The sequence below is a fragment of the Francisella adeliensis genome (genome assembly GCF_003290445.1).
Classification (GTDB): domain Bacteria; phylum Pseudomonadota; class Gammaproteobacteria; order Francisellales; family Francisellaceae; genus Francisella; species Francisella adeliensis.
Genome location: NZ_CP021781.1, coordinates 1641061 through 1657084 on the forward strand (window position 1 = coordinate 1641061; position 16024 = coordinate 1657084).

Consider the following 16024-nt stretch of genomic DNA (forward strand, 5'->3'; position numbering starts at 1 on the left):
TTCAACTTTCCCCTATACTATCTGCTTTAGACTGAATATCTTGCATAATCTTACTTATATTTGAGTGCCTATTTACCTTTTTAACTACAGTTTGTTGCCAAGTTTTAGCACTAGTTCGGATATAAACCTTAGACTTAGCTCTAGTAATACCTGTATATAAAAGCTCTCTTGTTAGCAGTCTGTTAGGTTCATTTGGTAATATAATCGCTACATGGTCAAACTCTGAACCCTGTGTCTTATGGATAGTCATTGCATACACTGTTTCATGCTTTGGTAGACGTGAAAGCCCTAGCTCTCGTAACTGTCCATCTCCTGCTTCAAAGTATGCTTTATCTCTCCAGATAACTCCAACATCACCATTAAACAGTCTTGAGTTATAGTCATTTACAATAATCATTATCGGCTTACCATGATAACTAAACGCTTCATTTTGATTTAAATACCTAGCTATTTTCTGATTTATAATTTGTGTGCCTGTAGCTATATTTCTATTAGCGACTAATACTCTAAATTGTTTTAGAATTTCTAATGCTTGCTGTGGGCTTTCGGCTGTTTGAATTTTCTTAAACTCTGGTAGACAGACATTTTTGATAAAATCTTCAACTTGTTTATCATAATTTCTAGTTTCTAGTATTTGGTAATCTATATGGGCATTTAACTGATAATTTCTCACATCTCCACTTATCACATCTTTAGCTATAGCTAAAATATCTTGGCTATCTGTACGATAACTTTTTTGTAAAAATGTTGTAAAATCATAAGCTTTAGTGGATGTTTCAAAAGTATAATTACAAACCTCTTTAAGATATTCTACTGTATACTTTGTATAATGATTTACATCGCAAGCTTTAGCAAGCTCTGCCAATATATTTCCTGTTTCAACTGATGGTAGTTGATTTACATCGCCAAGTAATACAAGTTTACAGCAACCCTTTATAGCTCTAATAATATACATAAATGAGTTTATATCTATCATTGAGGCTTCATCAACTATCAACACATCACAATTAGATTTACGCTCTTGGTTGTACTTTATATAGTTTGAGTTTGGTCGCATTCCTAAGAATCTATGTAGCGTTTTAGCCTCTGTTGGTAAAACATCCGTATCTAAGTTTTGATTAGCATCTTTAAAGCTAGCTATAGACTCTTTTAAGCGTTGTGAAGCTTTACCAGTTGGTGCTATCATCTGTATATCTAAGCATTTATTTGATAACTGTTGTAGTGCAAGTATAAGTTTAGCAACTGTGGTTGTTTTACCTGTCCCAGGTCCTCCAGATATTATGCTAAAATTATCCTTTATACTTTTTGCTACAGCGACTTTTTGCCAATCGACTTCTTTAGTTTCAGCAAAAAAAGCATCTAGTATAGCTTTAATTTGCTCATTAGATTGTTGCGTTTCTTGCGCCTTAGAATGTGTATTTAAAGCTCTAGCTACTAGATTGCTCGCTATCTCATTTTCAAACAACCATAGTCTGTTTATATACAAACAATCATAGTGAAAGCTAATCGGTGATTTTTCATCCAATGTTAAGCTAGTTACTATACTTTTAAGAATATCAATATCGGCAAACTCAAACCCTGCTTTTATCTCGGCTACCTGGTTGTCTTCGCTATCTTCCTTAGTATTCCAGAGAGTTTTGTTTGCTATTTTATTTAGTGGTAAGCAAGTGTGTCCATCACTATAGTACTTTTGTAGGCACATTAGTAGGTGGAAAAGCTGTGTATTATCCGATTTATCTATGTTCTCAAAAAATTCAAAAACCTGCTTTGCAAAGAAATAATCAATAGCTTCTAAATTATCTAAATACTTTTTTGCTTGAGCGTAACTACCATAAATCATTATTTACCTCCCCTAAACAGACTATCTAACTCTAGCACTCTTTTTTTGTTGAGCTTTTTACTATAAACACCAGCTCCACTTTTCATTCCTCTAAGGTAAAAATAGTAAACTCCGCCAAAATCCTTATCAAAATCATAGTCTTTTTTATTGATACTAAGATAACGGTGCAATGCCACACAATATATAAGATACTGTAAATCATAAAAACTTGATTGATTTTTAGCTGACATTTTCTCTTGCGTATAATCTTCTAACTTATCGCCTAAATAATTTGACTTATAATCAGCTACAAAAAATCTATCATTATGTGTAAATATCAAATCTATAAAACCGTGTAACATGCCATGTAACTTAGCGTTATTTGGTAGTTCTGTTTGCTCACCACGATAGTTTGATAGTACTCCCGCAAGCTTATTCTTCCATAAATTTTGATTATCTATTGGGAAGTAAAACTCTGGCTCCTTAAGTACTTGAGATGGTGCTAAATCTTTAAGGCAAAAACTTTGCCCACCATACAAACTGCAAATAGGTGCATCTAAACATTCATCAAGCCATAATTTTATATCTTGTGCTTCTGCTTTGTCACTTACAGCACCTAGATTTTTACCTATAAATTCGTTTACTTTCTCTATCGTTACACCTTCAAAAAAATCAGACTCTTCTAGCACTCCATGAAGCAAATTACCAATATCACTACCTTTATTTGCAGTAAATCTATACTCTAACTCTTTTTTATTTGTAGTATTTACAGCCTCATCAACGACTTCATCCGAGCTTTTATCATCTTGTGTGTATTCATACGGTTTGTTATCTCTGACCATTGATGAAAATGATAACATCCCCCAAGAATTTTCAATTTTAGTATTAAAATCTTTTGCTTCTAGCTTATCTTTACCAATATGATTAGTAATTTGTAACTTAGTCTTTTTGACCTCATCAAAATTGATAACTCTACTATGACTTTCTTGATTTTGAGTGATATTCTCTAATAAAGTCTGCCACTCATCTTTAGGGTTAAAACCTACAAATTGGGCCAATGAAGATTTATCACATTTATCAAAATTTGCTACACCAATATAACAGCGTTGTGACGCTCTCGTGATAGCTACATAAAGTAGCCGTTGTGATTCTTCTATAATTTCATTATCAACCTGTTTTTTCACCAAATCATCTTTACCGATATAATGAACAGTTTCTTGAGATTTTTGGTTATAGTATTTATTTATATCTTTAGCATTAAATGCTTTTGGATTCACTGCTGTTATAAATGGCACAAAAACAACCGGATACTCAAGCCCTTTTGAACCATGTATTGTAACTATCTTGATAAGATTAGAATCACTTTCTAAACGAAGTGTATTTTCTTCATTACTAGACTTATTATGTAATTTATCTTTGTACCACTTTATAAGTTGGAATGATTGTTTATATCTATTTTCAGCTACTTTTAGCAATTCTGCTATGTGTAAAATATTCGTCAATGCTCGCGCATTTTGCTCTACTCTTGGAGCATATTGGTTATGTAATATCTCAAGTAACATCGACATTATACCTTCTTTCTTCCAAGTATTTCTTAGCTTAAATGCCTCATCTTTCGCTCTGTCCCAAATTGCAGGATTTTCTTCATCAAGAAACTGGCTAAACTTTTCGGCTGTACCACCAAACAAACTAGTCGAGTGTGCTTGTTTTAACATACTGTCATTTTCTAGTTCATTTATTCCTGTTAGCACTTTTAAGACTTCTTCAGCTTCGACACTCTGATAAATACTATCTCGCTGACTTAGATAAACTGAGCTTAACCCAATCTCTTGTAGTGCTTTTTTTGTAGCATTTGCTTGCTTGTTATTTTGTACAAGTATAGCTATATCTGACTCTTTAACCTTATTTGTATTTAGTAGTCTTACAATCTCATTAGCAGTCCATTGAGATAGTACTTTCCTACCATTATCAGCTGAAACTTTTTCTTCATCATAAACAAAGTAGTTCATCGCCTTAAAATCATCATCAAACTCTATAAGCTCTTTATTTACTTTAGCATTTTTTGTACTTTTGATAAGCTGATAGCTTATACCATCACTAAAGACATTATTATCTTCGATAGTTTCAAAATCATCTGGAGTATAATTTTTAGTGTAAAAAAGTCTGTTATATGAACTAACTATACCAGCTGTACTTCGCCAATTTGTATCCATACTCCAACTATATTCAGCACTTTTTTTTGCCTTTAAATATGTAAAAATATCTCCACCCCTAAAGCCATAAATAGCCTGCTTAGGGTCTCCTATCATTAACAGTAATGGCTCATTAGTTGACTTATCATGTCCATTTAAAGAGGTATTTTTTGAATATTCATTCATACTATTGAGATTCCCACCTGCGCGGGAATGACTGATAGTATTAGGGTTTTGATTGTCAATCGAAGTGTCGTTACCAATCGTTTTTGCTAATGGATACAGCTTATCTAATATCTCATACTGAATAACATCTGTATCTTGAAACTCATCTATTAAAGCTACTGGGTACTCTTTTTGAAGTATCTCAACTAACTCAGGTGATTTGTAAACTGCATCGCGTAGTTTTACAACTAAATCATCAAAATCTAGCACCGACTTTTTAGCCTTTGCTTCAATAAAATTTGCTCGGATTTCTTGGCATATATCTGTGACTATTTTATATATCTTATTTTGATAAATTTGTACTGAGAGATCCTTTAAATTTTTTATACCCATAAAAAGAGGTTTTATTTCATCTCCTCTGATTTTACCTCCATTAGTAACTATTGATATATCTTGTGGGAAAGTAAGCTCATCATTTTTTAACCACTCTAACACCTTTTGATACTCCTCAACCCTAGCACCCTCTGGCTCTTTTGCCTTCTTTGCTTTGGCTAAAAATTCATCAATAACACTTGGTTTTTTCTCAAACAAATTTAATTGCTCTAGTTTCTGTATCTTAAAATCTTCTAAACTAAAGTACTTTGGCACTTCAATATCATAATTTGACTTAACTACATCTTTAAAACCCTTTTTACCTAAGAATCTCTCTGGAGTATGCCATTTCTGTGACTGCAGCAATTTAAACTTTTCTTTATCAGTATTTATATATTTTCTAAAATAATCTTCAACAACTTCAAGCAATATATCATCAGTATCTACTTCCATAGATACATCCATCTCTAAACCACTTGTAAAAGCCTGCTGAGATAATACTCGCTTACAAAAACCATGAATAGTAAATATCGCTGCTTCATCTATTTCTAACAGTGCTTTTTTGAGAGTTTTATACTTAAGCTCTTGCTCTTCTGTTCTGATATTTTTATCTAAATCGTCAATAAGATTTGTATCTTTTGCTGATATTGTGCCATCAAAATATTTAAGCTCCTCGCGAATCTTCTCTTCAACCCGACTGATAATCTCTTGTGTAGCATCTTTGGTAAATGTCATCACAAGGATATTTTCAGGTGAAAGCTCTTTTTCTAATAATAATCGAATATAAAGCTCTGTGATATTGTAAGTCTTACCAGTACCAGCACTTGCTTCGATAATGTGGCGACCTTGTAATGGTATTGTCTTTGGGTCTAGGTTTTTCATTCGTCAATTCTTATTTTAAAAATTCTACTAATAAATATAAAAAATAAAGCTACAACTGTCCCTGTAAAAGTTTCAACCAACCGTAAACTCATATTTAAAAATGGTGCAAAATGAGGTTGATATAAGCCTAAAGCGACAATTACTCCTGCACTAGCACTACTCATTTTTATAGCATTTTCATAGTTAAAGCTAATTGTAAGCAACACACTTATTGCAACTGCTAAAATCATCACATAATAATGATACCCTAACATATATGTAAACAAAAAAGCTGTTATGCCTCCAATAACTGACCCCATAAATATTTCTATAGATGCTAAGTATGAATTTTTAATACTAAACTGTAATATTGCTGATGCTGTAATTAAACACCAAAATCCACCTATAACAGATTCTCCTCTATGCAATAAACCCGATATATAAAAACCCAATATAAAACATATACACGCCGCTATCGCTATCTCTAAACTTATATAAATATCTTTATAAATTTTATTCATTTTATTTAACCTATCAGAATTGCTTTTCGTTGCTATGCAAGGTACTTCTACAAAAGAAAACTACAAATATTTCATCATACTACAACCAAATCACCTCTACTTTCCATCCTAGTGGCTGATACTGTTTATTCATTAAGCTAACAAATTTATTCTTTGCCTGCTCAATATGCTTTTGTGAAGATGCGATACTATCAGTAAGCTTTTGAACTTCTTTATATGCTATATTTGCTAGTTTATCATCAGGGTCAGTGTTTATAACCCCTAATCTAGGCAATACCTTAAATGTATATGCTTGCCTACTTAGCTGCTTAGTTTTATCAAAATCTATTGTAATGGATGTTACTCTAGGAGGCTTAACTCTTAACGTTATAGTCTTATCTTTTTCATCTATTTTGATATTAGCTTTATCAATATTTGTCGATAAAATAGCTGATGATTCATAGTTATAGTTTGCGGTATTTTCAACTAGCATGCCATCATCAGATACATATAAAGAATTACCACTAACTACAACTTTTAAAGTAGCTAATTCACCAATTTTTTGGATGCTAATAGTTGTTGGGACTATCTCGCTGTTTCTCTTATTCATAACAAACGATGCTACGATTATCAATGCTACAACAATGAGAATATACTTTAAGAATTTAAACATCTATACCCCCCTACAAAAAAAGTAAAGCTAGTATAATCAATATTATCAGTATCGCTACATATCGCATTTTTTGTTACCTTTATAAATTATCTGCAAGATATATAGATTATTATAACCACTAACAAACACTTTTAACTCACATAACTACAAAAAAATTAAAATGATTGAGATAACTATAAAGTTTAGATCAATGAATTTTTGTAATAATACAGACGTTATTCTTTCTCATCCTACAGAAACAAAAAAGCCCTCAACTCCTCTGTGAAATAAGGAATCGAAGGCTTAATGTTATACTACTAATAGTATATCTGGTACCGAAGGCCGGACTCGAACCGGCACTCTATCACTAGAACCGGATTTTGAATCCGGCGTGTCTACCAATTTCACCACTCCGGCAAAAGTGATTATAAATCTTCAGGCCAATTGTCGATCATTGTACCTAAAGATAAATTCAATTCAGTTAACTTATCTTTTATTTCAGTAAGTGATTTCTTACCAAAGTTAGGGGCTCTTAAAAGCTCTCCTTCAGTTTTTTGTACTAACTCACCTATAAATCTTATGTTTACAGCTTTCAAACAATTAGAAGATCTAGCTGTTAGATTAAGCTCTTCAACATGCTTAAGTAAATCAGGATCAATATCTTTAGTTGGATCTTCAACAAAGATGCCTTGATTAATCTCTTCAACATTAACAATATTTGTTAATTGATTTTGGATCTTAGTTGCAGCAAGTCTTAAAGCTTCTTCTGGAGTTGTATTACCATTTGTCTTAATATTAAAATCAAGCCTATCAAGGTCAGTTCTTCTACCAACACGAGCATCTCTTACTTCAAATTCACAAAAGTTAATTGGTGAAAATGCAGCATCTAAAAGAAACTCTCCATCTTTGAAGTTTTCAGTAGTTTCTCTATAGCCAATACCTTTTTCAACTGTAGCTTGAATTTTTAATTTTTTACTACCAGTGTAACTACAAATAAACACTTCTTCATTGATGCTTAAACCTTCAGAAAGCTTAGCTTCTTCAGAAAATATCTCTTCTGCTTCACCAGAAAGTTCAAAGACTAAACTTCCAGACTCAATACCATCTTCAAGAGATACTGCTAAATCTTTGATATTTAAGATAATATCAGCAACAGTTTCTTCACAAGGAACAATGTCTTCTAGTGATGAAATTTTACCATCATTAATTTTGATGCTAGTAACACATGCACCATTTATAGAGTAAAGCATAGTTTGCTTTAGAGCAAAACCAAGAGTATAACCCACGCCTCTTTCTAAAGCTTCAAAAGAAAACTTAGTCGAGTTTGTAGCATAGTCATCAATCTTGATGTTTGTAGGGTGTAATAAATTGTCTAATGCCATAATTAGTTAAAGCCTAGTGGTTTTATATTATTATATTTTTCAGTTTAAAGATTATAACATATAAAAATTCATATTAAATACATAATTTCTTCTTTAGAACACCTGTCATCTAGCCAGAAATAGTGGCAACTAAACTGATTGTCTATATTTACCTCATCATGATATACTAAACATCAAGTTTTCAAATAAAAATCTAATCCCAATATGCTAAAAAAAACAAGCCTTATATCTCTTATGAGCCTACTACCAATACTAAGTTTTGCTAGCAGTTCAGCTAATGGAGACCTTGGAGCTCCTACAAATATTTATTCAATAATTGCTGTTGTTGTGTTCTGTATTGCTTATCTCTTTGTAATTACAGAAGACTTTACTCATTTAAACAAATCAAAACCAGTTGTACTAGCAGCAGGGGTAATCTGGGCATTAGTCGCTATAGTCGGCAAGACAACTCATGCAGGACATATAGTCGCTGCTAATTTTGATCATATCATGGTTGAGTATGGTGAGCTTTTATTATTCTTAATGGTCGCGATGGCATACATCAATCTTATGGAAGATCGTAATGTATTTGAAAAACTCAAAAGCATACTAGTCCGAGCAGGGTTTAGTTATCTTGGAGTTTTTTGGCTTACAGGGGTTATTTCATTTTTCTTATCAGCTGTAGCAGACAATTTAACCACTGCTTTAGTTATGAGTACTGTTGTTATCGCTATTGGCAAAGATAACAAAAAATTCATCACCATGGCATGTGTAAATGTAGTGGTCTGTGCCAATGCTGGTGGTGCTTTCTCTCCATTTGGTGACATAACTACACTTATGGTTTGGCAAACGGGTGTTGTTGATTTCAATGAGTTTTTTGCGATATTTATCCCATCTGTAGTTAACGCCCTTATTCCTGCTATCATTATGAGCTTTTTCTTACCTAAAATGGCTGCTCAAACTATCATCCAAGAAAAAGTAAAGTTTAAAAAAGGTGCCATAACAACAATAATTCTCTTTATAGCGACAATCATTACAGCAATTACTTTTGAACATATACTTCACTTACCCCCTGCTCTTGGAATGATGACTGGTCTCGGCTATATAATGATTTATAACTATATCTATGGGCTTAATATCGCTTGTCATCAAAAGAAAAATCCTCATGCTCACAAAGTCTCGTATGAAGCATTTAATATTTTCGATAAAGTAAAAAATGCCGAATGGGATACTTTATTATTTTTCTACGGTATACTTGTTGCTGTACAGGGGTTAGCTACACTTGGTTATCTAGCTATTATCTCCCAGTATATATACGTAGATATGCAATCTATAGCTCCCTCACTATTTGACGCTCATACACAAGCAAATACTTTGATAGGTATTTTTTCCGCTATAGTTGACAACATCCCTGTAATGTTTGCTGTACTTAGTATGCACCCTGAATTAGATCATACTCAATGGCTACTAATCACCCTTACAGCTGGTGTCGGTGGTAGCTTACTTTCAGTTGGTTCTGCTGCTGGTGTTGCTGTAATGGGAAAAGCAAATGGCAAGTATACCTTTATGAGTCACTTAAAATGGACATGGGTTATTGCAATAGGTTATTTTGCAAGTATTGCCACTCACCTAATCATTAATTAGAAAAATCTAAAAATCTATTATGATACTCTTTAATTCTTTCATTATGGCTTGCTGATATATATGTCAAATTATTCTGCTGTAAAAACTCATATAGCCTTCTTTCAGAATTTACATCTATATTTGAAGTAGCCTCATCAAGTAAGAGTAAATCATATTTTTTAATAAATACTCGACAAAAATTAAGTTTCTGCTGTTCTCCAGAAGACAAAAAGTTTCTCCAGTCATTTCTTGTATTAATATACTTAGCTAAATATTCAACACCTAATTGCCTTAAAATCCCAACAAACTTTTCATCTGAAGGAATCCCTACCTGTATTGGATAAAAAACAGCTCTTTTAAAATCATCCTCAGGATAATAAGGTTTTTGCGGAAATAAACAAATTCTCAAGCACTCTTTAGCAAAAACAATATCTCCTTGATGACTGTTACATCCTACTCTAGCAATTGCCCGCAATAAAGTACTTTTTCCTATCCCTGAAGCGCCATTTATCAGCAACCTATCATAACTCTTTAAACTAAAGCTTACTTTATTAAGTAAAAAATGGGATTCTGAGCAATCTGCTAAAGAAAACTCATTAACCTCTAAAAGATTGTCTGGGCTTACTAACTTATGCTCTTTTTTGTTACTTATTAAATCATGGTGCTTAGAAATCTCATACCTCAACTCTGTAAGTCGTGACATACTTGCTCGCAAACTCGCTAATGTTTCATAAACATATGTCAAATAAACCATTGGAAAAATCACTTGCATAACTGCAGAATTAACCTGCATCATTTGCCCAAAACTTATTTGTTTAGCGAAATATCTTGGCAAAGACATTATTGTTCCAATTACAGCATAAACCTGCATAAATAAAGAGTTCACAACATCTATCTTTGCATTTCGAAACATCAATCCGAAAAAATTATCTACAATCGCTTTAAAGTTTCTTTTAGAACGAGCGTACTCATATTTTTCAGCATTGTAGTCTCTAACGGATGACCTATTATTCCTTATAGCAGATAAATGGTACCTAAAGTTAGCTTGTAATTTTTGCTTTTGATAAACCAGTTTCTTTAGAGGTTTACCTATCCAAAAGACTACAGCAATATTTAAAACACCCAATAAAAAAGCTATCCAAAATAAATAACCATATATAGTAAGTGTCACACCCAAAACAGTAAATGTATAGTCACCAGAAAGCCCCCATAAAACCACAGCAAATGAAAAAAAACTAAAGACACTTCTAGTGACACCCTAAAATAAAGATTGGGAGTCAGCAATGAATCTAGTAATATCCTCATCTATTCTCTCCTCAGGATTATCAACATGTTTGCTTGTAAAATAAGACTGCGAATATAGCCAATTTTTAGTATAAAAATCGGTCATTGGTTTTCTCACAAAAATCACAAAGAATTGTCTAACCAAATAAGATAAAAAGAAATTAAACATCATAACCGATGTTAATACTAAAAAAATAACTAATTGATGTTTTAACAATGACTTATCATACTCTTGTATAGAGTTGTAAAATCCGACATTCCACTCATTCATATAAACACTTACAGCAACTCCTAACCCTTCTAGACTGAGTAATAAAACAATTATAATTACAGCTATTTTCCCCAGCTTACTTTTCCAGAAAAAATCGGATATATACCAAAAACTTTTAAAAAAACCTTATCATTACTTTGCAGCCTTATATATTTAAAACTTTCAAACTTCAATCTAGCATTCATTGATAGTAGCTTTGATAGTCAATCTTTTTTTATCTTTAGGTTATTTAAGTATCATCTTTGAAATCCAGTCGCTTAATGTTTCACACCAAGTATTATTAGTGATTTCTATTCTATCTTCGCCTTTGGCTAAACATAACTATTTATCTATAAACCCTATAATCACTTAAGCAAACAATTTTATCATGGTACTCACTAGCATCATTATTATGGCTTGAACTTATATAACTGATCCCCTTTTGTTTTAGAAGTTTATATATCTTTTCTTTAAAGGATACAGAGGTGTTTGTTAGAGCTTCATCAATTATCACAAGATTATAATCATTAGTATATAGTCTACAAAATGCTAAGCTTTTTAATTCACCAGCTGAAAGTAAGTGTTTCCAATCATAGAGTTGTCCAACAAATTTCGCCAAATGCTCTAACCCGAGATCTTCCAGAATCTCTACAAACTCATCATCTGTAGGGATATTTGATAAATTTGAACTAAATACTGCACGTTTGAAATCATCTTTGGGGAAATAAGGGTTAGAGCTTAAAAATAAAATCATTGGTATTGTATTGTAAGAAATTTCACCCTCAAAATCATGATTCAAACCATTTAGAACTCTTAGAAAGGTAGTTTTACCAACTCCTACCGGACCTTTTATAAAAACACTTTCTCCCTGTGTTAGTGATAAATTGACCCCAATTAAAAGTCTTTCCTTAGGGTTACTAACATCTAAGTTTTTTATATTCAAAAACTGCTCCTGTGTAGGCTCAATCTTATAAACAGACCTATTATCACTCACATCAATTTGCAACTTCAATTCCTTAAGTCTCTGCACATTTGCCTTTAGCTTTGCCACACTTTCATAACTATAAACAAAAAACAATAATGGCGATACAACTTTTAAAAAAGCAGCATTTATTTGCATAACCTGACCAAAGCTTATCACTTTAGCAAAGTACCTTGGTAATGACAAAAATATCCCAATCACTGCATAAACTTGAGAGAAAAGTCCTGTTACGATATTTATTTTGACCTCTCGAAAAGTTAACTTATAAAAGTTATCTACCACCTGACTAAAGTTTTGTTTTAAGGTTGAAACCTTAAATTTTTCAAGCCCTGATTCGCATATAGTATTTTTATTACCACGTATATTTGCTAAATTATACCTAAACTCTGCCTCAAATTTTTGCTTTTCATAAACAAGCTTTCTAAGTGGTTTACCAACCTTGATAACTATATATGCATTTAATCCAGCAAGTAATACTGCCAACCAAAACAAATATCCCTTAACTACTAAGTTATAACCCAAAAACTTAAAGCTTACTGATCCAGAAAGTTCCCATAATATATACGAAAAAAGCACAAATGTAAGCACACTTCCTATAAATCCTAAAAACAGATTTCTTAAAATAGAAACAAACTCTTTAATATCATTACTTATTCTCTCATCAGGATTATCGCAAGTCTCCTGCACACATGCATAATGCTTTGAATAAAGCCATTTTTCTGTATATATTTGAGTTAGAGAATTCCTTATTTTTATGATAAAAATTTGACTCACAATGTATAAGAGAAAGCTATTTACTAACATAAAAAAAACTATGCCAACAAAAGCTATTAATTGATGAATTAATAACTGATAGTTATAGTTTTGAATAGAGTTATAAAAATCAACATACCAATAGTTAAGATAAACGCTCAACCCAACACTAACAAATTCTAAAATAATACAAACACTTAAAACAAACAAAATTCTAAAGCTTGAGTTTGAATGCCAAAAAGGCTTAAAAACGAACCAAATATCTTTTAGAAAACTCATCTACTCCGCCTTATATGGTACAGAAATAACAACACGTGAAACTGTTTTTTGATCCCTTTTATCCATGGCTGTTATAGCAAGCTTAAGCATTTTTGAATTTTGATTATGCAGCAAAAAGTGCCACCATTTAGTATTTATAACCTCAGGTATAATAACTACAGAATAACCCTTTTCAGGATCACGCAAATCATTTTTATGCAGAATTTTTACAATAGGAGTGATGAAGGAATTATAAACTGGTCTCAAAATAAGTAGCTTTTCCTGAAAAGCTAGCCCTTTCCATTGTCCTTTGATCTTAGCTATCTTTTTCTCATCTGCAGATACATATACTGGAGTTATATCATCAGATAAATTTCTTGCCAACTGTAGTGCTTCTATTGTTCCTTTATGAATACGAGAAACTAAAAGAACAATCTTTGGCTTAGTCCTTCTATTTACCGACGCACTAACTATTGCTTCATCAACACTAATAGTCAAATTTTGTTCTCTTATGAGATAGTGTTTTTTTACCTTATACAAGCAGTACATGATTATAGATATAGCTATAATAACAATCCAAACACCTTCAAAAAATTTACTCTCAATAATTGTCAGCAAGACTATAAAAGTCGCAATACAACCGATAGCATTTATAAATGCTCTAACACCCCAGCTTTTATATATTCTCTTATTCTTGTACCAATGTTTTACCAATCCTGCTTGACATAGTGTAAATGCTATAAACACACCAAAAGCATAAAGCGGTATAAGTTTATTCACCTGAGCTTCAAACATTATTACTAATACCGCAGAAGTACATGTAAGCATTATGATGCCATTTCTAAAAGCAAATCTATCTCCAACTCTTTGAAGTTGTTCAGGTAAATACTTATCTTTACTCATTATCGAAGCTAGAGTTGGAAAACCAGTAAAACATGTATTTGCAGCCATCAATAAAATCAAGCAAGTTGAAGCTTGTAAGAAGTAGTATGCAGCACCATCACCTAATACTTGGTGACCTAACTGAGATAATATACTCTCTGTAAAGTCAGGGAAAATTTTAGTTTGTGTTGCAATAAATGTTACACCAGCAAACATCACCATAGAAAGGATTATCATCAATCCTAAACCGATCAATGCTCGGTTCATCATAGGTGTTTTATACGATGATACTCCATTCGCATAAGACTCAATACCTGTTAGTGCAGCACTACCTGACGAGAATGCTCTTAAAACCAAAGTTACAGTCAAAACACCCATAGCAGAATTCATATGATTCATATGCTCTTGACTATAATTAAACTGTTCTAAGCTACCGTTATGGTACTTATAAAACCCTACTACTATTAATGAAATTATTGAAACAATAAATAGATAAGTCGGCCAAGCAAATATTCGAGCTGTAGATTTCACACCGCGTAAATTAACAATCATTATCAAAACTAAAAGCGCTAAAGCTATCTCAACCATAAAGTTGTTAAATACTGGGAAAGCTGAACTTATAGCCACTGAAGCCATAGATACAGATACAGCTACCGTTAGTATATAGTCTATAATCAGTGAGGCCGAAGTCAAAAGAACCATCTTCTCACTAAAATTACTTTTAACTATAGAATAAGAACCACCGCCTTCTGGGTGAGCTTTTATAACCTGGGCATAAGAAACTCCCATAAGTAATATCAGCAACACAACCATTATAGCTACACCAATGGAATATTTAGCAATAGCTAATGCTCCAGCCGTACCTAGAACTATAAATATTTCGCTAGTTGCATAGGAAACTGATGATAATGCATTAGAGGATAATATCGCAAACCCAGAGAAAAGACCTATCTTCTGCTCTTGCTGTTTCGCAGTAGGAATTGGTGAACCAAATATTAGATTTCTCAATTTCATCTAAAGTTACTCTTCCCTATTTAAAAACTCATTAAGGTTTTTAGCTAACATCTCTGTATTTTGTCTCATTGCCGCAGATATTGTAAAGTATTTGTCGTCATAGCCTATTTCCTTAACAAACTCAGCACACTTCTCCTCAACTTCATTTCCTAACAAGTCTGTTTTATTTATAACCAAAAACCTTGGTTTATCGTAAAGATCTTCACTATATTTTTCTAGCTCCTTTTCAACAGCAAAATAGTTTTCAACAGGATCAGACTCATCAAACGGACAAATATCTACCACATGTAGAACACACCTTGCTCTTGTTAGATGCTTTAAAAATCTAAGCCCAAGCCCAGCCCCTTCAGCAGCCCCCTCTATCACACCAGGAATATCTGCCATTACAAAACTATCAACACCTACTTTTACTACTCCTAAATGAGGATACATAGTAGTAAATGGATAATCAGCAACCTTTGGCACAGCTGCTGATACTGCCCTAATTAATGTTGATTTACCAGCATTTGGTAAACCTAATAATGCGACATCAGCAAGTAGATTCAGCTCAAGACGAACCTCTCTATACTCACCCTCTTCACCTAATGTGAATTTACGTGGTGCTTGGTTTGTACTACTTTTGAAGTGTGTATTTCCTATACCTCTTTTACCACCTTCGGCGATCATATAGGTTTCTTCGTGCTTCATCACCTCGCCAACTTTCTTATTTGTCTCAAGATCAAAAATACTCGTACCAACTGGGACAATTAAAAATAAATCATCTCCCGCCTTACCGTAGCAATTAGCACCCATTCCACCTTGACCATTTTGAGCATGGTACTCTCTTTTATAGCGGTAATCTATTAAAGTGTTTATATTCTCATCAGCTTTTAAATAAATGCTTCCACCATGTCCACCATCGCCACCATCTGGCCCACCAAGAGGTACATATTTTTCTCTACGAAAGCTTACACAACCATTACCACCTTTACCGGCCTGTAATTTAATAACTACTTCATCAACAAATCTCATAATAGAATTTATTTTTTTTATATCTTAATATAAGAGCCATTATAT

At 32.7% G+C, this 16024-nt stretch carries 10 protein-coding genes, 1 tRNA gene and 1 pseudogene; 1 reads left to right on the forward strand and 11 read right to left on the reverse strand.

All coding sequences use genetic code 11. The features are described from left to right. Window position 1 precedes the first annotated feature (1 nt). The 6 genes from recD to CDH04_RS07955 form a co-directional block, all read right to left on the reverse strand. Entirely contained in the window at window positions 2–1840 is a 1839-nt protein-coding gene (gene recD, locus CDH04_RS07930; protein WP_112870508.1) for an exodeoxyribonuclease V subunit alpha, read from the reverse strand. Beyond that, a complete protein-coding gene (locus tag CDH04_RS07935) occupies window positions 1840–5430 on the reverse strand; it encodes a UvrD-helicase domain-containing protein (RefSeq protein ID WP_112870509.1) in 3591 nt (1196 codons plus the stop codon). Before CDH04_RS07935 ends, recD begins: the two co-directional genes overlap by 1 nt. Continuing rightward, window positions 5427–5930, reverse strand: coding sequence for an FUSC family protein (locus CDH04_RS07940; protein WP_112870510.1), 504 nt, complete (start codon window positions 5928–5930; stop codon window positions 5427–5429). The genes CDH04_RS07935 and CDH04_RS07940 overlap by 4 nt, the downstream gene beginning before the upstream one ends. Window positions 5931–6009: 79 nt before the next feature. Then, window positions 6010–6582 carry a DUF4230 domain-containing protein gene (locus tag CDH04_RS07945; RefSeq protein ID WP_112870511.1) on the reverse strand — a complete coding sequence of 191 codons (573 nt, stop codon included), beginning with the start codon at window positions 6580–6582 and terminating at the stop codon, window positions 6010–6012. A 309-nt stretch (window positions 6583–6891) separates the two neighbouring features. Beyond that, window positions 6892–6978 (reverse strand) — tRNA-Leu (locus CDH04_RS07950). An 8-nt stretch (window positions 6979–6986) separates the two neighbouring features. Next, window positions 6987–7943 carry a DNA-directed RNA polymerase subunit alpha gene (locus tag CDH04_RS07955; protein WP_112870512.1) on the reverse strand — a complete coding sequence of 319 codons (957 nt, stop codon included), beginning with the start codon at window positions 7941–7943 and terminating at the stop codon, window positions 6987–6989. Between the two features lie 204 nt (window positions 7944–8147). Here CDH04_RS07955 and nhaD point away from each other — a divergent pair, with 204 nt between their 5' ends. Beyond that, window positions 8148–9566, forward strand: coding sequence for a sodium:proton antiporter NhaD (gene nhaD, locus CDH04_RS07960; protein ID WP_112870513.1), 1419 nt, complete (start codon window positions 8148–8150; stop codon window positions 9564–9566). Here the strand turns inward: nhaD and CDH04_RS09990 are convergent. The 5 genes and pseudogenes from CDH04_RS09990 to cgtA all read right to left on the reverse strand — a co-directional run bounded on the left by CDH04_RS09990 (window position 9559) and on the right by cgtA (window position 15979). Then, window positions 9559–10248, reverse strand: coding sequence for an ATP-binding cassette domain-containing protein (locus CDH04_RS09990; protein ID WP_234393367.1), 690 nt, complete (start codon window positions 10246–10248; stop codon window positions 9559–9561). The two genes, nhaD and CDH04_RS09990, sit on opposite strands and share 8 nt — an antisense overlap. Then, window positions 10228–11202: pseudogene (locus CDH04_RS09995) on the reverse strand (SbmA/BacA-like family transporter); the annotation flags it as partial. The pseudogene CDH04_RS09995 and the gene CDH04_RS09990, both read right to left, overlap by 21 nt. Window positions 11203–11425: 223 nt before the next feature. Beyond that, entirely contained in the window at window positions 11426–13093 is a 1668-nt protein-coding gene (locus tag CDH04_RS10065; RefSeq protein ID WP_112870514.1) for an ABC transporter ATP-binding protein/permease, read from the reverse strand. Continuing rightward, complete coding sequence (locus CDH04_RS07975; protein WP_112870515.1) at window positions 13094–14968, reverse strand: APC family permease; 1875 nt, start codon at window positions 14966–14968, stop codon at window positions 13094–13096. A gap of 6 nt (window positions 14969–14974) precedes the next feature. Then, window positions 14975–15979 (reverse strand): Obg family GTPase CgtA, encoded by a 1005-nt coding sequence (gene cgtA, locus CDH04_RS07980; RefSeq protein ID WP_112870516.1) that lies wholly within the window; start codon window positions 15977–15979, stop codon window positions 14975–14977. Between the last annotated feature and the right edge of the window lie 45 nt (window positions 15980–16024).

Coding starts and splice junctions, on each gene's coding strand:
- CDH04_RS07940 (WP_112870510.1), bottom strand. CDS start 5,930: ATGAATAAAATTTATAAAGATATTTATATAAGTTTAGAGATAGCGATA.
- nhaD (WP_112870513.1), top strand. CDS start 8,148: ATGCTAAAAAAAACAAGCCTTATATCTCTTATGAGCCTACTACCAATA.
- CDH04_RS07975 (WP_112870515.1), bottom strand. CDS start 14,968: ATGAAATTGAGAAATCTAATATTTGGTTCACCAATTCCTACTGCGAAA.
- CDH04_RS07945 (WP_112870511.1), bottom strand. CDS start 6,582: ATGTTTAAATTCTTAAAGTATATTCTCATTGTTGTAGCATTGATAATC.
- CDH04_RS07935 (WP_112870509.1), bottom strand. CDS start 5,430: ATGAAAAACCTAGACCCAAAGACAATACCATTACAAGGTCGCCACATT.
- recD (WP_112870508.1), bottom strand. CDS start 1,840: ATGATTTATGGTAGTTACGCTCAAGCAAAAAAGTATTTAGATAATTTA.
- cgtA (WP_112870516.1), bottom strand. CDS start 15,979: ATGAGATTTGTTGATGAAGTAGTTATTAAATTACAGGCCGGTAAAGGT.
- CDH04_RS09990 (WP_234393367.1), bottom strand. CDS start 10,248: ATGTCACGACTTACAGAGTTGAGGTATGAGATTTCTAAGCACCATGAT.
- CDH04_RS10065 (WP_112870514.1), bottom strand. CDS start 13,093: ATGAGTTTTCTAAAAGATATTTGGTTCGTTTTTAAGCCTTTTTGGCAT.
- CDH04_RS07955 (WP_112870512.1), bottom strand. CDS start 7,943: ATGGCATTAGACAATTTATTACACCCTACAAACATCAAGATTGATGAC.